Here is a 23,431-nt window from a genome sequence, read left to right on the forward strand (position 1 = left end):
GCTTCTCATCTTATCAATCAACGACGACTCCCAAAATTAAGCACGGTGTTTGCTATAATCCCCAGGATTTTTAATAGTAGAGCCATTCATGTGTTTAACACGAGCAGAAATTTCTTTGTGGCGACCATTAACCATTGGGCGAGCTTGCGGATTTCCTAGGTAACCACATGTTCGTTTGACAACATCAACGGTTTTAGGGTCGCTATTACCGCAGTTTGGGCAGACAAATCCGCGTTCTGTTGGCGTGAAATCTCCTTCAAAACCACATTGGTAACAACGGTCGATTGGGGTATTGGTACCAAGATAACCAATACGTGTATATGCATAATCCCAAACAGCTTCCAAGGCTTTTGGATTTTGTTGAAGCACTGGGTATTCACAATAATGAATGAAACCACCAGTTGCACCAGCTTCTGGATAAGCTTTTTCAAAATCTAATTTTTCAAATGGTGTTGGGTTCTTACGCACATCGTAGTGGAAAGAATTGGTGTAGTATTCCTTATCGGTAATGTCTTTCACAAGACCAAATTTCTCTGTATCCAAGCGGCAGAAACGGTCAGTCAAGCTTTCAGATGGTGTTGAATATACTGAGAAATGATAATCAAACTCATCTGACCACTCTTCACAGAATTGTTTCATTTTGCGAACGATATCAACCGTAAAGGCTTTAGCTTCAGCATTGCTTTCCCATTCAGGACCATAGAAAACGGTACCCACTTCGTAAAGACCAATGTAACCAAGTGAAACTGTTGTACGGCGATGACGGAAAAGTTCGTCCACATTGTCGTATTTGCCAAGACGTTGACCAAAGGCACCGTATTGATACAAAATAGGGGCATTGGCTGGCGTTGCTTCTTTGACGCGTTCGACTCGGTAAACCAAAGCATCTTTGGCAATACCCATGCGTTCATTGAAAATATCCCAGAATTTGTTCATATCGCCATTTGATTCCATAGCAATACGAGGAAGATTGACCGTCACAACCCCAAGATTCATACGACCTGAGTTGACTTCAACGCCATTTTCGTCTTTCCACCCTTGCAAGAATGAACGGCAACCCATTGGCGCTTTAAATGAACCTGTCAATTCAATGATTTTGTCATAAGACAAGACATCAGGATACATCCGTTTTGTCGCACATTCCAAGGCTAATTGCTTGATATCATAGTTTGGTGTGCCGACTTCTAGGTTAAGACCACTCTTCAACGTGAAAATCAATTTAGGGAAAATGGCTGTGCGGTGTTCGCTACCAAGCCCTTTGATGCGGATTTCAAGAATGGCTTTTTGAATTTCACGTTCAAACCAGTTAGTACCAAGACCAAAACCAAGTGAGGTAAACGGTGTTTGCCCATTTGACGTGAACAAGGTATTGATTTCATATTCAAGGCTTTGCATCGCATCATAAATGTCTTTTTTCGTTTTGGTACGAGCATAGTCTTCACGAAGGTCTTCTGCTACCCAATCTTGAGCGTCTTTTAAGTGTTTTTTATAATTCAATTCAGCGTAAGGTGCCAAAAATTCATCAATGCGGTCTGCCGTACAACCACCGTATTGGCTAGAAGCTACGTTCGCGATGATTTGCGAAATTTGGGCTGTCGCTGTTTGAATTGATTTTGGACTTTCTACCTCAGCATTGCCAATCTTAAAGCCATTGGCCAACATCCCTTTAAAGTCAATTAAACAGCAGTTAGTCATTGGGGTATATGGGCTATAATCAAGGTCGTGGTAATGAATGTCCCCTTTTTGATGCGCATTAGCCACGTGTGATGGCAACATTTTAAGACCAATTGATTTGCCAACGATACCAGCCGTCAAATCACGTTGTGTGTTGAAAACTTCGCTATCTTTATTGGCGTTTTCATTGACAATGGTTTGATCCTTGTTCAACAATTTATCAATGGTAAAATTGATATCTGTTGCTTGCGAACGCGCAAAATCGCGCTTGGTACGGTAATTGATGTATTCTTGTGCGATGGCATATTCATTAGCTGCCAAAAGCTCATGCTCAACGATATTTTGAATTTCATAAATTTTAACATCGTCTTTAAAGCGGTCTATAATTTCCGCAATGATGTTATTTGAAATGGTTTCTAATTTTGCCTCAACGAGTGGGGATAATTTAGTCACATTATTACTTGCTTTTAGTAAGGCATTGTATATCTTTTCGGCTTCAAAATTAACAGAACGTCCATCACGTTTGATGACTTTGATTGCCGGTTGATCTGTTATTATTTCCTTTTCCAATGTAATCATAAGAACACTCCTTTGCCCGTCTATTATAACACGTTGACTCTAAAAAAATCAATATCTTGTGGCAAATCTTTTAGAAGAACACAAGATATTGATTTTATCGTCATTTATAGTTGTTTTTTACTTCTTACGATAAATCGTAAAGTCAGATACTTTTTTGACCGAAACGGTTTCGTAATTTGATTTTAAATCTTTTTGAACCACCTCAGGCAATTTCTCGTTTTTATGAACGATAACATAAGTCGCCACGTTTTGCAACAACTCATCTTCAAGCACTTTTTGATTGTCATCTTTTGCTGTATTGACAAGCGGTGATGAAAATTGCGAACTACTTGGTAAGCCACTTTCTAAATAAATCTTAGAAGAACCATCCCAAACATAAATAGAATCTTCATCAGAAGTATTTGATGCCAAATAAGTAGCAATCGTTGAACGCTGGCTATTATCACCAAAAGTGATGATATTTGACACGATTGGACGTCCTATCCCAACAATCAAAACCAAAACAGGAAGGTAGAGGAACGTTTTCACATAAAACTCAAATGCACCTTTAGTGTTTCGAGAAGACTTTTGACGGCGATGTGAAGAACGAACCATATAGCGTTTGTAACGCTCGTCAAGTGCCACAGCAGTCAAAATCAAGCCAAAAGGCATCGCTGCCAACAAGTGATAGAACTCATACGTCTGTGATACCAAATCAAGCAGCAAAAAGCCGATAAATACCACGAAAATGAGGTATTTGACCATGCGGTCTTTGTTATCTTTAAGCACTTTGTTAAATGAAAGCAAGCCAAACAACAAGCCTGAAAAAAGCAGCAAGTCCACTTGGAAGAGCAAAGTCAAAAAGAAATTATGGTCACCTGTAGCAAAATAAGTAAATGGGTAAACAATGGCTTGTGAAATATAAGGCGATAAAATTTGCAAGTTCAACACAAAGTAACCAACAGTGTACAAAATGATAATCATCCCAAAAATAATACACAGTAATTGGTAAAAGCCTCGCGCCAAATGTTTTTTTCTTGAGTTATAAACAATAATCGCAATAAAAGACAATAACCAAAAAACCAAGGTTCTTGGGTCTAAAAGCATTGACGCTGACCCTGCAAAGCCATACAAAATAAAGGCTTCATCTTTAATCAGACCTGCAAAGTATTTCGTCAAGAACCATAAAGACACCAAGACAAACGGCATGGCAAATTGGACAGGATACAAACCGCCAAAACCAAGAGCTACATTTAACAAGTAGAAAACACCACTCATACCCACGGCAAATCGTTGATTAGACGTGAAGTAATGGATGAGTTTGTAAAAATAAATCCCTGACACATAAAAAATGAGCACTTGAAGGGGAACCAGCCACAAGGTTGACCCTAGATAGTAAGCTAAGGCAATCAGGGTGTAATAAAGAAAACCACCTGTCGCAAACATATCTGTAAACGGCAACTGCCCTTTAGTAAACATGAAACCAACGTACAAATTTTGAGATTGCAAACTATTGGCCCAGTCCGTAAGTAAAGGATTGGCTACGGATAAGCATCCCACAATAATACTGATGATTAGCAGAAAAAACTTATGGCGTCTAGGAACCTTGGTGCTGATAGCCGCACCTTGCCTTTTAGGAGTCAAACCACTCGTACGTGTCAAGCGACTATAAGACGGCACGCCATTTTGATTTAAATTCACTTCCTCTGATGTATTCACTTATTTTCTCCTTGAATTTCGTCCTTAATAAGTATAACAGAAACTAAACATTAGTCAATTTGATGATTATACCATAAAAAGCTAAAGGATGGCTAAAATAATTGAAAATAGGCTAAATCTCTGAACAAGAAAAAAGAACCGCACATCTTACGTGCAGTTCATCAGGAATCGCTTCATCCAGTATGATTAGTCTTCATCAATGAAGCTATTGAAAACTTCTTCAATCATATCCCACTCAGCGTCAGAGTCTTCAGGGATTGGTTGAAGGTCGCCTTCTGTTCCATCTTCATTTTCAGTGAAAGAATAAGCTTGGATTTCAATTTCACCTTGCTCATCTTCTTCAGCACCAGCAGGAACCAAAAGAACGTAATTCTTACCAAATTCTTCACGACCATCGATGGTCAAAAGAATTTCAAATAAGGTTTCATTTCCGTGCTCATCGACTAAGGTAATAACTTCATGTTCGTGTTCATGATTATGTGCCATGGGCTTTCTCCTTTAAAACATTCTATCCAAATAATTTTGTAAAATAAGCTGCGCAGCCAATTTGTCAATCACTTTTTTACGTTTGCCTCGACTCACATCAGCTTGTTCTACCAACATACGCTCTGCCTGTACGGTCGTCAAGCGTTCGTCTTGGTAATCCACAGGGATACCAAATAAATCCGCAATCTTGTCACCATATGACTTACTGACCTCAACACGAGGACCTTCGGTATTGTTCATATTTTTAGGCAGACCAACAACAAATTTATCGACTTTATATTCTTTAACCAGCTGACTTAATCGGTCAAAGCCAAATTCGCCAGCTTCTTCATCGATTTTGATAATCTCGACACCTTGAGCGGTAAAACCAAGTGGGTCACTAATGGCAACACCAACTGTTTTTGAACCGACATCTAGTCCCATTATTCTCATTTTAAATCAATTCCATTTCCTTTGAGATAATATCGAACAAGTTCTTCAACAATCTCATCACGTTCGTATTTGCGCATCTGATTTCTAGCATTGTTATAACGAGGAACATAAGCAGGGTCCCCACTCAAAACGTAACCTACAATCTGATTAATTGGATTGTATCCCTTTTCATCGAGAGAACGATACACTGTTATCAAAGTCTCGCTGATTTCTTTTTTGTTTCTATCGTCTAAATTGAAGCGTACAGTTTCATCTGTAAATCCCATACTTACACCTTCTTTCTAAAACAGCTATCACCAACTATTATAGCCTATTCAAAAGGATTTCACAAGAATCTAACTTTATTTCAGTAAACTTTATCACCCTTTTTTCACACCATGCAAAAACACCTCAAACATCAGCCCACAAAGCCTACGTTTAAGGTGTTCTTATCAATCTGTTGCTGGCTAATCCTAACTATCAGCCCACTGTTATATGACCTTGAAAAACACTATCATAGTGCGGCACGAAGACGGGCTTCTGTATTTTCTACATTACGAATAGAACGTGGTAGAAAAGCACGAATGTCATCTTCCTTGTAACCAACTTGAAGGCGTTTTTCATCAATCAAAATCGGACTTTTTAGGATACGTGGATTTTCTTGAATCAAGTCAATAACCTCACTCAAGCTCAATTCATCTAAATTGCAATCCAAGGCTTTGGCATAGCGGTTTTTAGAGGAAACAATACTCTCTATACCATTTTCTGTTTTTGTTAATATAGCTAAAATTTCTTCTCGGGTTAGCGGTTCTTTTCCTAAATTCTGTTCTTTATAAGGGAGCTGATGAGCGTTTAGCCAAGCTTTCGCTTTCTTACAGCTTGTACAACTAGAAATTGTATAAATTTTAATCATGTGTACTCTCACTTTCTATCCCATGATAGTTGTATTATAGCACACTAATCTGAACGAAAACATGGGACCTAAGACCGATTTCTAACGAAAAACTGTTATTATTCTTCAATTTCGATCGTATCTTCGAGGTCAAGAACCACTTCGTCTGATGGTTCTTTTTGAGTTGGCTCTTCGTTGTCGCTAGCAACTGGAGCATCAGGAGCATCAGCATCTTCAATTAAACCATAATGCACGCGCACTTTATGGTCAATTTCATCGAAGATTTCAGGGTGGTCACTCAAGTATTTCTTCGCATTCTCTGAACCTTGACCAATTTTGTCGTCATTGTAAGAGAACCAAGCACCAGCTTTCTTGATGATATTCAAATCACTGGCGATTTTAAGCAATTCACCCGTGCGTGAAATTCCTTCTCCGTACATGATTTCCACTTCAGCTGTTTTAAAGGGTGGAGCCACCTTGTTTTTAACGACTTTGATCTTGGTTTCTTTACCGATGCTGCTATCTTTTTGGTCACCTGTTCCCTTGATTTGTGTGTTACCACGCACATCTAGACGAATAGAAGAATAAAACTTCAAGGCACGTCCACCAGGAGTTGTCTCAGGGTTTCCAAACATCACACCAACTTTTTCACGCAACTGGTTAATGAAAATAGCAATGGTTTTTGTTTTGTTGATAGAAGCAGATAATTTACGCATGGCTTGGCTCATCATACGAGCTTGCAAACCAACGTGGTTATCACCAATATCACCATCAATTTCAGCACGCGGTACCAAAGCTGCCACTGAATCGACAACGACAAGGTCAACGGCACCAGAATCAATCAATTTCCCTGCAATCTCAAGTCCTTGTTCACCTGAATCAGGTTGTGATAACAAAAGTTCATCAATATTAACCCCAAGAGCTGCGGCATAAGATGGGTCCAAAGCGTGTTCAGCATCGATAAAGGCTGCCACACCACCTTCTTTTTGAGCTTGCGCAACGGCATGAAGGGCGACCGTTGTTTTACCTGAAGATTCAGGTCCATAGATTTCAATGATACGTCCTTTAGGATAGCCACCAGCTCCAAGTGCAATATCAAGAGCTAAACTACCTGAGCTCATCACTTGAACTTTTTGTTCTGCACGCTCGCCAAGTCGCATCACAGCGCCTTTCCCGAAATCTTTTTCAATCATTTTCAAAGCATCATCTAGTGCTTTTTTACGCTCGTCACCAAATTTTTTAGTAACAGCTTCTGTTTTCTTTGTTTTTTTTGCCAAATTATTCCCTTTCTGATTATTCGAAATACGACTTTATTATACCAAAAATCAAATGTCTAATAAAGCTTGACGTACTAAGTTAAAAGCGTACAAAGTCGCGATATGACGGACATCTGAACGACTTTTACCACCTATATGAAGATAGATCGAACGGCAATCGTCTTTTGTCGAAATGCCAATAAAAATGGTTCCTGCTGGATGTCCTTCCAAACTATCTGGACCAGCAACGCCAGTCAAACCAATGCCGATATCTGCACCTGTCAACAAACGTGATTGTTCCGCCATTTTTTCAGCGGTAAAGTGACTAACCACACCATGTTCTTGCAAATCTTCTAATGGAATGTGCAACAATTTTGATTTTTCTTCCATGCTGTATGTCACAAAACCGCCGTTAAAGACGGAAGAGGCACCTGAAAAGTCTGCGATAGTGGATTGAAATAGCCCTGCGGTCAAACTTTCTGCTGCTGTAATGGTTTTATGGTGTTCTTTGAGCAATTGAAAGACCACACGCGCCAAACTATTATCATCACCATAACCGTAAAGCAATTCACTCAATGGGACATTATCCAAGGTTGATTTAGCCAAAATAGCTTGTTCCAATTGGTCTAATTTTACCTTAGCGACAGCCTCATCTGCTGCTTTTGTTGACAAACGAAGTGTTACCTCACCTGTTTTAGCATAAGGAGCAATGGTTGGGTCTGTTTGATTGTCAATCAAGTCAGACAGAACGGTTACCAATTGGCTTTCCCCGATGCCAAAGAAACGCAAAACCCGTGAATATAGGCGTTCATTATGTCCTGACAAAAGAGGAACCAATTCATTTAAGACCATCGGTTTTAATTCACTTGGCGGACCTGGTAGCACGACGTAAGTAACGCCATCAACAGTTACCAAGCCACCCACAGCTAAACCTGTGATATTTTGCAAGGGCGTTGCCCCCTCAATTAACTGAGCTTGACGGTCATTGTTGGCCGTACGAACAAATTGGGGACGCGTTGCAAAATAGTCATTCAAACGTTGATTGGCTTCTTCGTTGATCACCAAATCGCGTTTGAGGTATTTTGCCAAAGTTTGTTTGGTTAAATCATCTTCCGTTGGTCCCAAGCCACCACACAAAACGATGAGGTCGCTTCTTTGACTGGCTAAATCAATAACCGACAACAGACGCTCTTCGTTATCACCTACGGTAGTTTGAAAAAAGACATCAATTCCCAATTTAGCAAATTCTTCTGAGAGAAATTGAGCATTGGTGTTGGTAATTTGACCTGTTAAAATTTCTGTTCCAACAGTAATCAGTTCAGCTTTCATAATGACCTCCTGCTTATTTATTCGTTTTTTAACTGTGTTTCACATGAAACATCAGCCCTTCATCAGCATCTTAAGACTTGATTTGATGTATTGTTCTGCTGTTTCATTGGTACCTTCAAAGAACTGGCGGATTTTCTTGAGTTCTGTGGCTTTATAGCCCAATGCCAAAAGAGCTTCCATGGCTTCTTCAAGCGGCTCGTTGCTTGCTGTTTTTGCCTGAGCAACTCTGCCATTTTCCACAGGAACATCGACGAACTTCCCTGCCAAATCCAAAACCATCTGTTGTGCTGTTTTTTTCCCGATTTTTGGGAATTTCATCAAGTACTTGATGTCGCTCGTGTCAATCGCATGAACCAAGCCTTCGTTGTCATCTACGGCAATAATAGCTAGCGCCGTCGTTGGTCCAATACCTGATACCGAAATCAAGTTCAAAAAGACGGACTTTTCATCTTCAGTATGAAAACCAAACAACAACTGAGCATCCTCACGAACAACTTGATGCACATAAATCTGCACCTCTTGATTAACTAAGTTTGAAAAACTGTAAGGGTTAGCCACATTCACGATGTATCCCAAACCGCCAGCCTCCACAACGATGTACTTGGCGGTGATTTTGGTTAATTTTCCTTTGATGTAATCATACATATCAATATTTTCCTAACTCTCTTAAACTAGTATGATTTTCTTGAATCCGACGGAACATTTTTTCCATATCTACTTTGGTGAAATGCACCAAGACAGGACGGCCATGCGGACAATTGTAGGGATTTTTACAGTGGGACAATTGAACCAACAAATGCCGAGCCGAGTAGTCGTCTAGTATATGATTGGCTTTAATTGAACGCTTGCAAGACATCATAATAGCCAATTCAGCACGGTACTTTTTCACCGATACATCATTAGTCAATAAAAGCATGTCGCACATTTCATAAACCGCCGACTCAATTTCTTCCTCCTTCATCCAAATCGGATGCTCACGTAAGATAAAAGTATTGTTGCCATACGGCTCCAAATGGATACCGACTTGCTGCAACAAAGGCATTTTTTCTTGTAAAGCAATGAAATCAGCCCCTGAAAATTCAAAAAGATAGGGCATGAGCAGTTGCTGTAAAGAACTGTCAACCTCTCCGATTTTTTCGCGGTAATACTCGTATTTCACACGTTCTTGCGCAGCGTGTTGGTCGATGATGTACAAGCCATCTGTTCCCTGAGCAAAGAGATAAGTTCCATGCATTTGCCCAAAATAGTCCAACTCTGGGAAGGTTGACGACTCCTCCGTATCAAGGGTTTCAATCATCCTAGTAATTTTAGCTTTATTGGCAAAATCCAAAGCATCGTGTTCATCACCTGATGTTTCTGGCGTTAAACGTTGAGCGTATTTCACTGACGATTGCTTGTCAACTTCCTTGACAACCTTGTCAATGTCATTAAACACCTGTCTTGGTTGCTCTTCGACGGTGTCAGATTTGACAAAAAAGTCTTGACGCTCCTTATCATAATACAAATCCGTTTGCTTTAAAGGAAGAGTGGTTTGTTCAGGTTTTGCTAACCCGCGTGTGCTTGATTTGGCAAGATTTTCAAGCGCATCTGGAATCAAATCCTGCTCTCGCAAGCTCTCTGAAATAGCCGAACTAATCAAAACCATTAACTCTTTTTCCTTAGAAATACGAACTTCCTGCTTTGTGGGATGGACATTGACATCCGCTAAATAAGGGTCAATTTGAATATCAATAACCGCAATAGGGAAACGCCCCACCATCAATTTCGAACCGTAGCCATCCAAAATAGCACGATTCAGCAAGAAATTTTTGATGTAACGGCCATTAATCAAAATGGTAATGTAATTCCGATTGGCACGTGTCAACTCAGGCAAACTAATGTATCCTGACACTTCAAAATCAAGGTCAGCATTAGAAATCTCAATCATTTTCTTCGCTGTATTGAGGCCGTAAATGCCTGCAATCGCCTGACGCAAATCCCCTGTTCCAGCAGTTGTCGTCATCTGACGACCGTCATTTATCAATTTAAAAGCCACCTCAGGATGAGCCAAACTCAAACGATTGACCATATCCACAATGTGTGCCAATTCTGATTGAAGGCTTTTCATGTATTTGAGGCGAGCAGGTGTATTATAAAACAGATCCTCAACGGTGATTTTCGTACCCACAGGGGTTGAAATGGGTTCTTGCTTTTCAATTTCGCCACCTTTAGCCACCAAAAGTGTCCCGTAATCTTCGTCCGCCGTTGCCGTCTTTAGCGTGAAATGACTGATTGACGCAATAGACGGTAGAGCTTCGCCGCGAAATCCTAGCGTTCGAATGCGAAAAAGATCAGCTTGACTTTTGATTTTACTCGTCGCATGACGTTGTAAACTAAGAGCAACATCTTCTTGGGCGATCCCTTCCCCATTGTCAGTCACTTGAATTTTCTTAAGGCCTGATTTCTCAACCTCTATCGTGATTTGACTACTCCCAGCATCAATCGCATTTTCCACTAATTCCTTGACAACGCTGGCTGGTCGCTCGATAACTTCACCCGCCGCAATCTGGTTAGCCAAAACTTCTGGTAACTCGATAATTTTACTCATATGATTCGTAGGGCTTTTCAAGCACCTTTATTCCTTTCGTTCTTGCTTGTTTAATTCTTATTATAACACAAACTAAAGAGGCCATCTCTTTTGAGATCACCTCTTGTGCTTACAGCATATTCTTCAGTTCATAAATAACATTCATGGCCTGCATGGGCGTCAAATTCATCAAATCAACTTTTCTGAGAGCCTCAATGACCTCTTGGTTAGCCGTGTCATCTGCAAACAAATTAAGCTGCTCTACCTTAGGCTCTTCGTTATTGACTGGAGTTTCTTCAACCACCGAAGAATCCACTTCTGGCAGCAACTGCAGCTTAGCAGCACCAGATTCTAAGCGCGTCAAAATGCTGTCTGCACGTTGCAACAAGGATTTTGGTAAGCCCGCAATTTTAGCAACATGAATGCCGTAAGACTTGTCTGCAGGTCCTTCTGCAATTTTGTGAAGGAAAGTCACGTCACCATCTTTTTCAAGAGTCGCAACATGGACATTGACAAGTTGTGTCAAGTTTGTTGACAGAGTTGTCAATTCATGATAATGGGTCGCAAACATCGTCTTTGCTCCGATGTGGTCGTGAATGTATTCGATAATAGATTGGGCTAGAGCCATACCGTCGTAGGTCGCTGTCCCACGTCCCAATTCATCAAACAAAATCAAGGATTGCTGGCTGGCTCGCTTGATGGCTTGGTTGGCTTCCATCATTTCCACCATGAAAGTGGATTGCCCTGAAATCAAATCATCTGCGGCTCCAATTCGCGTGAAAATCGCATCAAAAACAGGCAGATTCACTGCTTCCGCCGCAACGTAAGACCCCATTTGTGCCATGATAACCGTCAAAGCCAACTGACGCATATAAGTGGATTTACCACTCATATTTGGACCAGTAATCAATTGAATCGTCGTTTGCTCATCAAATGTAATGGTATTTGGAATGTATTCTTGGGTCCCCATGACTTTTTCAACCACCGCATGACGCCCTTTTTCAATATAGATTTCTTTCTGCTGGTTAAAACGCGGACGAACATAATGGTTATTTTCTGCGACAACGGCTAAACTTTGCAAGACATCAACCGTTGAAATGGCCTTTGCCAAATCCTGCAAACGTGTGATGTAACGCTCAACTTGCCCGCGCACGCGCATGAAAATATCGTATTCCAAGTTTGCTGATTCCTCGCGCGCCTCCAACATCTCCCCTTCGATTTTAGCTAATTCTGCCGTTCCAAAACGCTCTGAATTTTTCAGCGTTGCTTTACGGAAGAAATAATCAGGCACCAAAGACAGATTGGAATTGGTCACATGGAAATAGTAACCGTCTTTTTTGTTATAGTCGATTTTTAGATTGGCGATGCCACTTGCCGCTCGTTCTTTGGCCTCAATTTCAGCAATCCAGCTGGTTCCCTCACGCATGACTTTGCGGTATTTGTCCAAGGTTTCATCAAATCCCGTCCGAATAATACTGCCATCTGTAATAACCGCAGGCGCTTCTGGGTCAATCGCTGAGCGAATCAAGGATTCTAATTCTGGTAGGGTGTCAATATCCTTGACAAGCTTGTCAAGGTAAGGGCTGGCAAAGGATTCCAAAATAGCTTTGATTTTTGGAACTTGTGACAAGGTCTGACCCAGCTGCAACAAATCCTTGGGATTGGCTTTCCCAAAGGACACCCGACTGGCTAAACGTTCAATATCATAAACACCTTTGAGGCTGTCTGTCAAATCACTGCGCTCAAAGAAATGGTCCAAAAAGACTTGAACAATATTTTGCCGTTCGTCAATCTGCTCTTGGTTCACCAAGGGACGGTCAATCCACTGGCGCAACAGACGCATTCCCATCGCCGTCTTGGTTTCATCCAAGAGCCAGTAAAGACTGCCGTGTTTTTTGCCTGTGCGTGCATTTTCCAACAAATCAAGGCTTGATTTTGTCGTATAAGACATTTGCAAGTAGTCTTTGATGTCGTAGTGGACGAGCTTTTGCAGATGACTGAGTTCGCGTTTTTGTGTCGTATGAACATACTGCAATAATTTCTCTGCCGCAGAAATTTCCAAATCCGTCAAGGTTTGGTCCACCAAATGCACGTCTTCGTAGCGGTCTTTTTCAAAAGATAAGAGCAAATTCAACTGTTTCACCAGATGGTGTTGCTCTGTTTCAGACAAATCATAGCCCACCACAATTTCACGAGCCTTAAGATTGAGGATTTCACTGCGAAGGCTTGAAAAATCAGACAAAATCGTCGAGAAAAATTCCCCTGTTGACAGGTCCATGTAGGCTAATCCAAGGGCTTTTCCGTCTGAATCAATTGCCACCAAAAAGTTATTGGCGCTGTCTGGTTTAGAAGAATCAACCGCCGTCCCTGGCGTGATAACTTGCACCACTTCACGTTTGACCACGCCAACCGCTTGTTTTGGGTCCTCCATCTGCTCAGCAATCGCAACCTTATACCCCATTTCAACCAAAACATCGATATACTGTTGGGCAGAATGGTAAGGCACACCAGCCATAGGAATTGGATTATCCGCATTTTTATTGCGACTAGTCAAACTAATCTCTAAAATCTGTGCAGCCTTGACGGCATCCTCGTAAAATAACTCGTAAAAGTCTCCCATGCGAAAAAGTAAAAAAGCATCTGGATAATCTTTTTTGATATCCAAATACTGTTGCATGCCTGGGGAAAGTTTATCTTTTGCCATTGCTTAACTCCTCGTTAATCTTTGTTTCCAAGCTATTTGTAATATATTGTACCAAATCACTGGCATCTTGCATTTTGTCCCGATAATCTTTGACAATCGGCAGTTCTGACAAGTCTTTTTGCAGCTGGTCCGCTTGTTCGCCAGCTTTTTCTTTGGCAACCTGTTTGTCAATCTTCTGATAAAGCACCGCTTCTTGCTGATAAGCCTTCATCTTATCGACTTGTTGCTCCAATTCTGGGAAAGCCTTAATTTTTTGCTCTGCTTTTTGAAAATACCGCACGCTATCATGCTGTTTTATCGCTTGAAGGAGGTTTTCTACTGCTTTATCGTAAGAACTCATACACCCGTCGCTAAATCTTTTTCAAAGGCTTTGGCCGTTTCTTCGTCTTTGCAAATAACCAACAAAGTATCCGCACCTGCCACCGTTCCGATAATTTCTGGAATCTCACTGTTATCAATCAAATTGGCTAAAACGTCAGCCTCCCCAAGATTGGTATGAAGGACCAGCATAAAACCAGCACGCGCAACTTTTAAAATGTAAGAGCGAACCGCAGCATCAAAAGTAGCTCCAACCACCTCAGCCAAGCTATAATACAATTTTCCAGACGCATCACGGAGCTTCAAAAGCCCAATTTCACGCAAATCACGCGACAAGGTCGCCTGCGTTACAGTAATACCTTCTTTTTGCAACAAATTTTTAATCTCTTCTTGCGTGCCAATATGACCCGTCTGAATCAAGTATTTAATACGGTTTTGTCGTTCTATTTTATTCATATAAGTTTCCCTTTATGTATATTTATCCTTAGAATTATACCAAAAAAAAAGAACTTTTTCATCACAATTGTAGGTATTATCTCTATTTTTATCCAGTTTTTAGACTTCAAGCGTTTTCTTTTCTTCCATCTCGTTTATTTTTTATTTTTATGTTAAAATAATATGAACTAATGACTTTAGGAGAACATCATGGATACAAAACGTACTATTGCAGAACGCATTCACACTATTGTTCCAGAATTAGACCAAGAACAAGTTGTGAATCTGCTTGAAATTCCAAAAAATTCAGATATGGGAGATTTGGCTTTTCCTGCCTTTTCACTCGCTAAAATCCTCCGCAAAGCTCCTCAAATGATTGCAGCTGATATTGCAGGGCAATTGGATGCGACTGGATTTGAAAAAATTGAAGCGGTTGGACCATACATCAACTTCTTCCTTGACAAAAAAAGCATCTCTGCAGATGTTTTAGGAAAAGTTATCGCAGACGGTAGCCACTACGCTAGCCAGGACTTGGGACACGGACGCAACGTTGCTATTGATATGTCAAGCCCAAACATCGCAAAACCTTTCTCTATTGGGCACCTTCGCTCAACTGTTATCGGCGATAGCTTGGCTAATATTTTTGAAAAAATCGGTTATAAAGCTGTTAAAATCAATCACCTTGGTGACTGGGGTAAACAGTTTGGAATGTTGATTGTTGCCTACAAAAAATGGGGTGACGAAGCTGCCGTCAAGGCTCATCCAATCGATGAGCTGTTAAAACTCTATGTTCGCATCAATGCTGAGGCAGAAACACAACCTGAGTTAGACGAAGAAGCACGCGAATGGTTCCGTAAATTGGAGGCAGGCGACGAAGAAGCTACTGCTCTTTGGCAATGGTTCCGTGACGAAAGCCTTGTTGAATTTAACCGCCTTTACAACGAACTTGGGGTTACCTTTGATAGTTATAACGGAGAAGCCTTCTATAACGATAAGATGGACGAAGTGGTGGACATCTTGACAGAAAAAGGCTTGCTTGAAGAATCGCAAGGTGCCCAAGTGGTTAACCTTGAAAAATACGGTATCGAACACCCAGCGCTTATCAAAAAATCAGACGGTGCCACGCTTTACATTACGCGTGACTTGGCGGCTGCCTTGTACCGCAAACGTGAGTACGATTTTGCCAAAGCCATTTACGTTGTAGGTAATGAACAATCAGCTCACTTCAAACAATTGAAAGCCGTTCTTAGCGAAATGGGATTTGAGTGGAGTGATGACATTACACACGTACCGTTTGGACTTGTGACCAAAGAAGGCAAAAAATTGTCAACACGTAAAGGTAACGTTATCCTACTTGAACCAACTATTGCAGAAGCAATCAAACGTGCTGAAGACCAAATCAATGCCAAAAATCCTAACCTTGCTAACAAGGAAGCCGTTGCCCACGCCGTTGGAGTTGGTGCTATTAAATTCTACGATTTGAAAACAGACCGCCTAAACGGATATGACTTTGACCTTGACGCAATGGTATCATTTGAAGGAGAAACAGGCCCTTACGTTCAATACGCTCACGCGCGTATCCAGTCTATCCTTCGTAAAGCTAACTTTACACCATCTGTCAACGATGTTTACAAACTTGACGATGCTGAAAGCTGGGAAATCATTAAACTCATTCAAGACTTCCCTCGTATTATCAAACGTGCCGCAGATAACTTTGAACCTTCTATCATTGCTAAATTTGCAATCAGCTTGGCACAAAGCTTCAACAAATACTACGCACACACACGTATTCTTGATGAAAGCCCAGAACGTGACAGCCGCCTAGCCCTCAGCTACGCTACGGCAACCGTTCTAAAAGAAGCCCTTCGTCTTCTTGGAGTTGAAGCACCTGACGAAATGTAAAACTAAAAAAAGCCGTTTATCACGGCTTTTTTGATGCCTTTAAAACGGTTTTTTCTGCACATTTAACCAGTCAAAAAGGTTGTGATAACATATGCCATTAACCTTCGCTTGGCTCCTTCCACCTTTGTCCGCATTATTTGGTGAAAATCCTGAAAGGTCTGTCGCCTTTTTAATATCAGCCAGGGATTGCACACCAAACACCTCGTCATTGAAGAAATACAACCATGACCAGTGTCCTGGATAAGTCATCCCTTTGATGTCTGATCCTTCCACGCTTTCATAATAAGAAAACCATGCATTAGTCGCACCGCTATCTAACAGCGATTTGTAAATGGGAAGAGAATAGTTTTCAGGAGCAACAATCGTGTCATCTGCTGCATGGATAAACCAAATGGGAGTATCTTTGATAGCATTTAATTTTGCTTCATCAAAATAGACTTCGTCGGTCTGGATAAAGGTGCCATTATCAGTAGAAAGGGCACAAGTCCCATCAGACTGTCGTTGGTAGCAATGATAGGCATAAGCCGCAGCCTGCGGAATCAATGCCGCAAAATAATCAGGATTGTGAATGGCAAGATTTAAGGTCATGTAACCACCATTAGAGCAACCCGTCAGATACAGACGACTCTTGTCAACCTTAGGATTGCGGGATACAAAATCTTGAATGGCGTCCATAACGATGTCGGTATAACGAGAAACACCTGCTCCCACACCATTTTTTCCATCGCCTTCATCCATCCAGTAAGTCGGACATTGGAGAGCTAAGATATAAGCTCCCGTGCCGCCCTCACCCTCAAAATGAGCTTGAATCTTTGGTTGAGCCAGTGCCACAACCTTATTGCCCAACAAGGTGATGTCAACATCTGACCCACCTTCACCTTGCCCATGAAGCCAAATTAACAAAGGCAGTTTTTCTGCTGTTTTTGCAGTCTCAGGTTCATAAGCCACACACTGAAGCCTTAATGCTTCATCTTGCTTAGTCAAAGGATTGGTATAGGTTCCTGAGTACTCGCTATGATACTGGAAAGGAGCCACATCTGGTGATAAAAGGTTAGTAATAGCATTGTAATCCTCAATCTCAAGAGTTACAATCTCATGTCCCATAGTAACTAGCAAGCCCTTAATAGACACCTTGTAGTCACGAACCCACTCATGATGATAATTCGCACCATTGAAAAGGAAAGGGCTGGAAACATTCTTCATCTGCTTCTGGTCAAAAGTGACTGGCATCTCAATCGTCAGATAAACACTCTCACCACGCCCAATCAAGTGTCCCTCATTATCTGAAATATAAACCTGACTCACCTGACGGTTTTCACCAGCAGTGACCACAATCAAAGACTCCGTCGACACCGCTGAAATAGGCTTTGCCAAAGTCAAAATGATTTTTGGAACTCCTGGCCCAAACTCATACCCCTTAATGTACAGTGCTATGCTATCAATACTATTTTTCATTTTAAATCTCTTTTCTTTTTGTTTGTAATCGGTTACATTTGCTGGTTAAAAATTAGAAATCATCCTACAACGTAGGTACATTTCTAATCGTGTTTTATTTCTTCCGTCTAATGTTAAAGTCTGACGATACAACTTCGTCAACGTCGATAATGGAGATGAAAGCATCGGGGTCTAATTCTGCCATAATGGCCTTGACTTCTCGGACTTCTGTTGGATTGAGAACAACGTACAAGACGTTTTTATCTTCGCCTGAATAAGCACCTTGACCATTTAGAAAAGTCACACCACGGTTGATTTCATTGAGGATAGCTGAGGCAGCTTCTTCTGATTTTTGGGTAATAATCAGCATACCACGTACAGTGTAGCCTCCATTTTGCACAATTGTCAAAACTTGACTATAAACAAAACTGGCAACCAAAGTGTAGAGCATGTGTTGTAAATCAATATAAACGAGGGAAGCTGTCAAAACAACGGCATCAATAAAGAGTAAGGTTTGCCCTAGTTTTAAGCCTAACTTTTCCTCAGCAATACGTCCAATGATATCTGTCCCACCAGTTGTAGCGCCGTAACGAAACACCAAACCACTTCCAGCACCTGAAAATAGCCCCGCAACAACAGCAACCAGCATCATATCATTTTCAAGGGTGACATGGATAGGAACCCGTTGCCAAAACCAAATGAAAAACGACAAGAGAACCGTTCCGTAAATGGTCAAAGCAAGCGAACGTTTTCCCAAAATCCTAGCCCCCAAAATAAACAAGGGGATGTTCAAAATCAAGGAAGAATAAGCAGGGTTAATGCCATAAAGAGCATGGACAATCAGCGTCACACCGGCAACACCACCTTCAGCAAGGGCATTGGCCATGTTAAATTTTACAAACCCGAAAGTGTAAATCGCTACACCAACGGCAATCAACAAGAGACGTTTGAGTTGTCCCAATCGTTCAAATGACATTTTCCCACCTCCAAAATCCTAATCAATCGTCCACAAAACGCCCAATAATATGGACATTTTCAGCAATTGATACAAAAGCTTTAGGGTCAGCTTTTTTCATCAAATATTTAAAATCATTGTATTCTTCACGCGTAATAATAGCAAGCAAAACTGCTTTCTTTTCGTGATTATAAGTCCCTTCTGCTTCATTGATAGAAGTTACCCCGCGGTGTAATTTCGTGTGAATCATCGTAATCACTTTTTCGGGTCTGCTAGTCACAATCATGGCCTGCATTTTCTTTTGTTTCGTGAAAATCGCATCGGTAACGCGACTAGAAACGAAAATCGTCACCATTGAGTACAGAGCATATTGCCAACCAAATAACAAGCCTGCAAAGAACATGATAATGGCATTGACAATGAGCGAGATGCTGCCCACATCATGCCCCGTTTTTTTCCGAATGGTCAAGCTGACAATGTCCGTTCCACCACTTGAGATACGAGATCTAAGTCCAAAACCAATACCAGCTCCCATCACAAGCCCACCAAAAATAGCATTAATGAGCGGGTCTGTTGTCAAAGTAACTTCTGGAACAATCTGGATAAAGAAAGAACTCATGGTTACTGTGATTAGGGTAAAAACGGTAAATTTATGACCGATTTTGTACCAAGCCAATATCAGCAAAGGGAGATTTATCCCATAAAAGGCCAAGGAAATTGGAATTTTAAAACCAATCAACCGTTCACCAATTGCAGATAAAACCTGTGCAAAGCCAGTCGCACCACTAGAGTAAACATGCCCAGGTTGAAAAAAGAAATTAACCGCAATCGCAGACAATATCCCATAAAGAATAGATGCCGAAATTTTTTCGGCATACTTTTCTCTGGAAATACTCTGCATGGTTCTCAGTAGGCCATATTTTTCTGCCCACCGACTAACGACAAACTTTGTTTTCTTCTTGATAGGTGTTTTTCTAATCATCACTTTCAATAGCTAAAGCCAATTCGTCTAATTGCTTGTCTGAAACAAGGCTCGGTGCCTGTGTCATCGGGTCTGCTGCTTTATTATTTTTAGGAAAGGCAATCACTTCACGAATATTTTCTTCGCCAGCAAGAAGCATTACAAAACGGTCAAGACCAATAGCCAAACCACCGTGTGGTGGGAAACCGTAATTCATCGCTTCTAACAAGAAACCAAATTGGTCATTGGCTTCTTCTGCTGTAAAGCCAAGTGCTTTAAACATACGTTCTTGCAAGTCTTTGTGGTTAATACGCAAGCTACCACCACCAAGTTCGTAACCGTTAAGCACGATATCGTAGGCAACGGCACGCACTTTCGACAAATCACCTTCCAATTCATGTGCTGATTCTTCCGTTGGCAATGTGAATGGGTGGTGAGCTGACATATAGCGACCTTCTTCTTCTGACCATTCAAACATTGGCCAATCAACAATCCAAAGGAAATTGAATTGTGAAGTGTCAACCATGTCAAGTTCTTTGGCAATGCGTATACGAAGAGCACCAAGTGTATTATTAGCCACTTCAAGCGTATCCGCAACAAAGAGCACCAAATCATTCTCTTCAAGTTGTAAACGTACTGTCAATTCGCTTTCAATACTTGTCAAGAATTTCGCAACTGGTCCACTGATAGCTCCATCTGTAAATTTGATCCAAGCAAGGCCTTTGGCACCAAATTGTTTTGCAAATTCTGTTAATTTATCAATGTGTTTGCGTGAATACTTGTCCGCATTTCCCTTAACCACGATAGCTTTGACTACTGGTGCTTGTGAAAATACTTTGAAGTCAACATCCTTGACAAGTTCTGTCAAGTCCTGTAAAAGCATTTCAAATCGTGTGTCAGGTTTGTCTGAACCATAATTGTTCATGGCATCATCATAAGACATACGTGGGAATGGTAGAGTTACGTCGATACCTTTGGTATCTTTCATAACTTTGGCAATCATTCCTTCAGTGATATCTTGGATATCTTTATCTGATAAGAATGACGTTTCCATATCCACTTGTGTAAACTCAGGTTGACGATCTCCACGCAAATCTTCATCACGGAAACATTTTACGATTTGGTAGTAACGGTCAAAACCAGCATTCATCAACAATTGTTTTGTGATTTGTGGGCTTTGTGGCAAAGCGTAAAAATGACCTTGGCTCACACGGCTTGGCACCAAATAATCACGCGCTCCTTCAGGCGTTGATTTTGTCAACATCGGTGTTTCAACGTCAATAAATTCAAGGTCGTCCAAGTAATTGCGGATAGAGTGTGTCACCTTCGCACGCAATTTAAAGTTGTTAAGCATTTTTGGACGGCGAAGATCCAAGTAACGGTATCGCAAACGATTGTCATCTGTCACATCAACATCATCTTTGATTTCAAATGGTGTTGTTTTAGCAGTGTTTAGGATGGTCAATGCTGACACTTTCAATTCAACCGCACCTGTTGGCAAGTTTGGATTTTCTTGTTCGCGTAAGGCAACTTCTCCTGTCACCTCGATAACGAATTCGTTACGAAGGCTTTCTGCTGTTGCCATAACGTCGCTTGAAACTGTTTCAGGATTGATGACCAATTGCATAATCCCTTCACGGTCACGAAGATCGATGAAAATAAGTCCACCTAAATCACGACGACGACCGACCCAACCTTTAAGAGTCACTTCTTGGCCAATATGTTCGCTACGAACACGACCCGCATACATTGTACGTTTCATTGCTATCTTTCTCCGTTTTTTAATTTATTCATTCCCACCTATTATAGCAAAAAGCACGAAAAAACCCCACCCATGCGGTAGAGTTTTTTTGCCTTTTCCCAATTAAGCCTTTTCACGTGCTTTCTTCATTGAAAAAGCAATTAGCTTAGTTTTCTGAAAATATCTGAAAAGTTTGTTTCAATTTCTTCAAAGATTGCGGTCACTTCTTCGCGGGTTTGGTTATTTTTGACCGTTACTTGACCTGCTTCCACTTCACTTTCTCCCAAAGTGATGATGGTTTTAGCATGGAAAGCATCCGCAGACTTGAATTGTGCTTTGATTTTACGTCCGAGGTAATCACGTTCTGCTGCAAAACCTTGATGACGAAGGGCTTGAACAAGTTCTAAAGCTTTAAGATTTGCACCTTCTCCCAAAACAGCAATGTAAACGTCCAAATCATTTTCAATCGGTAATGCAATGCCTTGTTTTTCCAAGATAAGAAGCAAACGTTCAAGACCAAGTCCAAAGCCAAAACCAGGGGTTTCTGGACCGTCAAAGTAATCTACAAGACTATCGTAACGCCCACCCGCACAAATGGTCAAATCAGATTTGTCAACGGTTGTGATAAACTCAAAAATCGTGTGGTTGTAATAATCTAAGCCACGCACCATATTAGTATCAATAACGTAAGGAATATGGAGGGCTTCAAGCATGTCACGAACCGCATCAAAGTGATCTTGGCTTTCTTCATCGAGGTAATCTAAAATAGATGGCGCATTTTCAACAGCTTGCTTGTCCTCTTTTTCCTTCGAATCCAAGACACGAAGCGGATTTTCATCCAAACGGCGTTGGCTATCTTTTGACAATTCATCACGCATTGGTGTCAAGTAATCAATCAAGGCTTGGCGATAAGCCGCACGACTAGCCGCACTTCCTAGGGTATTTAAATGAAGAGTGACATCTTTGATCCCTAGGGTTTGGAACAATTGGTAAGCCATGGCAATGGTTTCCACATCTGTAGCTGGATTAGCAGAGCCAAAGCATTCCACACCAATTTGGTGGAACTCACGCAAACGACCAGCTTGTGGACGCTCGTAGCGGAACATTGACCCAATATAGTACATTTTCACAGGTTTTTGTACTTCTGGCGCAAATAATTTATTTTCCACAAATGAACGCACCACAGGAGCCGTACCTTCTGGACGCAAGGTAATGTGACGGTCACCCTTATCGTAGAAATCATACATTTCTTTTGTCACAATATCAGTTGTATCACCAACTGAACGGCTAATCACCTCGTAATGCTCAAATATCGGTGTGCGGATTTCGCTGTAATGATATTTCTTGAATGTTTCACGCGCAACAGCTTCGACATATTGCCACTTTGCGCTTTCGCTAGGTAAAATATCTTGGGTTCCTTTAGGTTTTTGCAGTTTCATAATAAGATACACTGGCACCAAATTTTCAAATTTAGCCCTTTCATTCCTTTCTACTATTGTAGCGATTCAATCATTTCTATTTTATCACAAAAACAAGTTCTAAAGAAGAAGCACAACCTTTTTTTAGGATTTCTTCGGCTATTTTTAAATTTTTTGTCAAGTAACTTTACTTTACAAAAAAGATATGGTATGATGTTAAAGTTGATTGAAAATCAAGAACTAAAAAATTATCGGAGGAAATAACAAATGGCAGTACCTGCACGTCACACTTCAAAAGCGAAGAAAAACAAACGTCGTACACACTACAAATTGACTGCTCCATCAGTAAAATTTGACGAAACTACTGGAGATTACTCACGTTCTCACCGTGTATCACTTAAAGGATACTACAAAGGACGTAAAATCGCTAAAGCAGCTAAATAATAGAAGGGAGATACCATGCGCGTAAATATCACACTTGAACACAAAGAATCTGGTGAACGCTTGTACCTTACTTCAAAAAACAAACGTAACACTCCAGACCGTCTTCAATTGAAAAAATACTCACCAAAATTGCGTAAACACGTAATCTTTACTGAGGTTAAATAAGGATTCAATACGAATCAATACAAAAGAAAAACGCTGATTTTAAGCGTTTTTTTCTTTATTCAG

21 protein-coding genes are annotated in these 23,431 nt (G+C 40.9%); 3 read left to right on the plus strand and 18 right to left on the minus strand.

Features of this window, described 5'->3' with window-relative positions; all coding sequences use genetic code 11:
- Positions 1-36: 36 nt before the first annotated feature.
- The 13 genes from nrdD to argR form a co-directional block, all read right to left on the minus strand.
- The gene (nrdD, locus tag HFK82_RS06375) at positions 37-2,253 is read right to left on the minus strand and encodes an anaerobic ribonucleoside-triphosphate reductase (protein WP_168261192.1); all 2,217 of its coding nucleotides are present in this window, start codon (positions 2,251-2,253) and stop codon (positions 37-39) included.
- Between the two features lie 117 nt (positions 2,254-2,370).
- On the minus strand, positions 2,371-3,951 hold the full coding sequence (locus HFK82_RS06380; RefSeq protein ID WP_168261193.1) for a glycosyltransferase family protein: 1,581 nt from the start codon (positions 3,949-3,951) through the stop codon (positions 2,371-2,373).
- Positions 3,952-4,137: 186 nt separating this feature from the next.
- Positions 4,138-4,437: a DUF1292 domain-containing protein gene (locus HFK82_RS06385; RefSeq protein WP_154454978.1), complete on the minus strand. Its 300-nt coding sequence runs from the start codon at positions 4,435-4,437 to the stop codon at positions 4,138-4,140.
- 12 nt (positions 4,438-4,449) lie between these two features.
- On the minus strand, positions 4,450-4,869 hold the full coding sequence (gene ruvX, locus HFK82_RS06390; protein WP_168261194.1) for a Holliday junction resolvase RuvX: 420 nt from the start codon (positions 4,867-4,869) through the stop codon (positions 4,450-4,452).
- Positions 4,866-5,135: an IreB family regulatory phosphoprotein gene (locus HFK82_RS06395; RefSeq protein WP_168261195.1), complete on the minus strand. Its 270-nt coding sequence runs from the start codon at positions 5,133-5,135 to the stop codon at positions 4,866-4,868. Before HFK82_RS06395 ends, ruvX begins: the two co-directional genes overlap by 4 nt.
- A gap of 227 nt (positions 5,136-5,362) precedes the next feature.
- Positions 5,363-5,761, minus strand: a complete 399-nt coding sequence (gene spx / locus HFK82_RS06400) for a transcriptional regulator Spx (RefSeq protein ID WP_154454975.1) — start codon at positions 5,759-5,761, stop codon at positions 5,363-5,365.
- 98 nt (positions 5,762-5,859) lie between these two features.
- On the minus strand, positions 5,860-7,017 hold the full coding sequence (gene recA, locus HFK82_RS06405; protein ID WP_154454974.1) for a recombinase RecA: 1,158 nt from the start codon (positions 7,015-7,017) through the stop codon (positions 5,860-5,862).
- Positions 7,018-7,065: 48 nt separating this feature from the next.
- Positions 7,066-8,325: a competence/damage-inducible protein A gene (locus HFK82_RS06410; protein ID WP_168261196.1), complete on the minus strand. Its 1,260-nt coding sequence runs from the start codon at positions 8,323-8,325 to the stop codon at positions 7,066-7,068.
- Positions 8,326-8,376: 51 nt separating this feature from the next.
- A complete protein-coding gene (ruvA, locus tag HFK82_RS06415; protein WP_168261197.1) occupies positions 8,377-8,970 on the minus strand; it encodes a Holliday junction branch migration protein RuvA in 594 nt (197 codons plus the stop codon).
- A gap of 1 nt (position 8,971) precedes the next feature.
- Positions 8,972-10,912, minus strand: a complete 1,941-nt coding sequence (mutL, locus tag HFK82_RS06420) for a DNA mismatch repair endonuclease MutL (RefSeq protein ID WP_168261198.1) — start codon at positions 10,910-10,912, stop codon at positions 8,972-8,974.
- Between the two features lie 109 nt (positions 10,913-11,021).
- Positions 11,022-13,595, minus strand: a complete 2,574-nt coding sequence (mutS, locus tag HFK82_RS06425) for a DNA mismatch repair protein MutS (protein ID WP_168261199.1) — start codon at positions 13,593-13,595, stop codon at positions 11,022-11,024.
- Complete coding sequence (locus HFK82_RS06430) at positions 13,582-13,935, minus strand: YlbF family regulator (protein WP_154454969.1); 354 nt, start codon at positions 13,933-13,935, stop codon at positions 13,582-13,584. Before HFK82_RS06430 ends, mutS begins: the two co-directional genes overlap by 14 nt.
- Positions 13,932-14,369, minus strand: a complete 438-nt coding sequence (gene argR / locus HFK82_RS06435; protein ID WP_154454968.1) for an arginine repressor — start codon at positions 14,367-14,369, stop codon at positions 13,932-13,934. The genes HFK82_RS06430 and argR overlap by 4 nt, the downstream gene beginning before the upstream one ends.
- A 189-nt stretch (positions 14,370-14,558) precedes the next feature.
- Here argR and argS point away from each other — a divergent pair, with 189 nt between their 5' ends.
- Positions 14,559-16,250: an arginine--tRNA ligase gene (gene argS, locus HFK82_RS06440; RefSeq protein WP_168261200.1), complete on the plus strand. Its 1,692-nt coding sequence runs from the start codon at positions 14,559-14,561 to the stop codon at positions 16,248-16,250.
- Positions 16,251-16,289: 39 nt separating this feature from the next.
- Here argS and HFK82_RS06445 read toward each other — a convergent pair whose 3' ends face one another.
- The 5 genes from HFK82_RS06445 to hisS all read right to left on the minus strand — a co-directional run bounded on the left by HFK82_RS06445 (position 16,290) and on the right by hisS (position 22,780).
- Positions 16,290-17,705, minus strand: coding sequence for a prolyl oligopeptidase family serine peptidase (locus HFK82_RS06445; protein ID WP_168261201.1), 1,416 nt, complete (start codon positions 17,703-17,705; stop codon positions 16,290-16,292).
- Positions 17,706-17,799: 94 nt separating this feature from the next.
- The gene (locus HFK82_RS06450) at positions 17,800-18,660 is read right to left on the minus strand and encodes a YitT family protein (protein WP_168261202.1); all 861 of its coding nucleotides are present in this window, start codon (positions 18,658-18,660) and stop codon (positions 17,800-17,802) included.
- A gap of 22 nt (positions 18,661-18,682) precedes the next feature.
- A complete protein-coding gene (locus tag HFK82_RS06455; RefSeq protein WP_336498324.1) occupies positions 18,683-19,624 on the minus strand; it encodes a YitT family protein in 942 nt (313 codons plus the stop codon).
- The gene (gene aspS / locus HFK82_RS06460; protein WP_168261204.1) at positions 19,614-21,362 is read right to left on the minus strand and encodes an aspartate--tRNA ligase; all 1,749 of its coding nucleotides are present in this window, start codon (positions 21,360-21,362) and stop codon (positions 19,614-19,616) included. The genes HFK82_RS06455 and aspS overlap by 11 nt, the downstream gene beginning before the upstream one ends.
- Positions 21,363-21,502: 140 nt before the next feature.
- Positions 21,503-22,780: a histidine--tRNA ligase gene (gene hisS / locus HFK82_RS06465; protein WP_168261205.1), complete on the minus strand. Its 1,278-nt coding sequence runs from the start codon at positions 22,778-22,780 to the stop codon at positions 21,503-21,505.
- Positions 22,781-23,026: 246 nt separating this feature from the next.
- Between hisS and rpmF the strand changes: the two genes are divergently transcribed.
- On the plus strand, positions 23,027-23,203 hold the full coding sequence (gene rpmF / locus HFK82_RS06470) for a 50S ribosomal protein L32 (RefSeq protein ID WP_003066947.1): 177 nt from the start codon (positions 23,027-23,029) through the stop codon (positions 23,201-23,203).
- 15 nt (positions 23,204-23,218) lie between these two features.
- Positions 23,219-23,368: a 50S ribosomal protein L33 gene (gene rpmG / locus HFK82_RS06475; protein WP_002262412.1), complete on the plus strand. Its 150-nt coding sequence runs from the start codon at positions 23,219-23,221 to the stop codon at positions 23,366-23,368.
- The last annotated feature ends 63 nt before the right edge of the window (positions 23,369-23,431 follow it).

The organism is Streptococcus alactolyticus (assembly GCF_012277075.1).
GTDB classification, from domain to species: Bacteria; Bacillota; Bacilli; order Lactobacillales; family Streptococcaceae; genus Streptococcus; species Streptococcus alactolyticus.

What these genes read in the sequence shown, in the direction of transcription:
- HFK82_RS06385 (WP_154454978.1), bottom strand. Translation starts at nt 4,437, where the DNA reads ATGGCACATAATCATGAACACGAACATGAAGTTATTACCTTAGTCGAT.
- argS (WP_168261200.1), top strand. Translation starts at nt 14,559, where the DNA reads ATGGATACAAAACGTACTATTGCAGAACGCATTCACACTATTGTTCCA.
- hisS (WP_168261205.1), bottom strand. Translation starts at nt 22,780, where the DNA reads ATGAAACTGCAAAAACCTAAAGGAACCCAAGATATTTTACCTAGCGAA.
- ruvA (WP_168261197.1), bottom strand. Translation starts at nt 8,970, where the DNA reads ATGTATGATTACATCAAAGGAAAATTAACCAAAATCACCGCCAAGTAC.
- HFK82_RS06450 (WP_168261202.1), bottom strand. Translation starts at nt 18,660, where the DNA reads ATGTCATTTGAACGATTGGGACAACTCAAACGTCTCTTGTTGATTGCC.
- rpmG (WP_002262412.1), top strand. Translation starts at nt 23,219, where the DNA reads ATGCGCGTAAATATCACACTTGAACACAAAGAATCTGGTGAACGCTTG.
- mutS (WP_168261199.1), bottom strand. Translation starts at nt 13,595, where the DNA reads ATGGCAAAAGATAAACTTTCCCCAGGCATGCAACAGTATTTGGATATC.
- rpmF (WP_003066947.1), top strand. Translation starts at nt 23,027, where the DNA reads ATGGCAGTACCTGCACGTCACACTTCAAAAGCGAAGAAAAACAAACGT.
- nrdD (WP_168261192.1), bottom strand. Translation starts at nt 2,253, where the DNA reads ATGATTACATTGGAAAAGGAAATAATAACAGATCAACCGGCAATCAAA.
- argR (WP_154454968.1), bottom strand. Translation starts at nt 14,369, where the DNA reads ATGAATAAAATAGAACGACAAAACCGTATTAAATACTTGATTCAGACG.
- aspS (WP_168261204.1), bottom strand. Translation starts at nt 21,362, where the DNA reads ATGAAACGTACAATGTATGCGGGTCGTGTTCGTAGCGAACATATTGGC.
- HFK82_RS06395 (WP_168261195.1), bottom strand. Translation starts at nt 5,135, where the DNA reads ATGGGATTTACAGATGAAACTGTACGCTTCAATTTAGACGATAGAAAC.
- HFK82_RS06430 (WP_154454969.1), bottom strand. Translation starts at nt 13,935, where the DNA reads ATGAGTTCTTACGATAAAGCAGTAGAAAACCTCCTTCAAGCGATAAAA.
- ruvX (WP_168261194.1), bottom strand. Translation starts at nt 4,869, where the DNA reads ATGAGAATAATGGGACTAGATGTCGGTTCAAAAACAGTTGGTGTTGCC.
- spx (WP_154454975.1), bottom strand. Translation starts at nt 5,761, where the DNA reads ATGATTAAAATTTATACAATTTCTAGTTGTACAAGCTGTAAGAAAGCG.
- HFK82_RS06410 (WP_168261196.1), bottom strand. Translation starts at nt 8,325, where the DNA reads ATGAAAGCTGAACTGATTACTGTTGGAACAGAAATTTTAACAGGTCAA.
- HFK82_RS06445 (WP_168261201.1), bottom strand. Translation starts at nt 17,705, where the DNA reads ATGAAAAATAGTATTGATAGCATAGCACTGTACATTAAGGGGTATGAG.
- mutL (WP_168261198.1), bottom strand. Translation starts at nt 10,912, where the DNA reads ATGAGTAAAATTATCGAGTTACCAGAAGTTTTGGCTAACCAGATTGCG.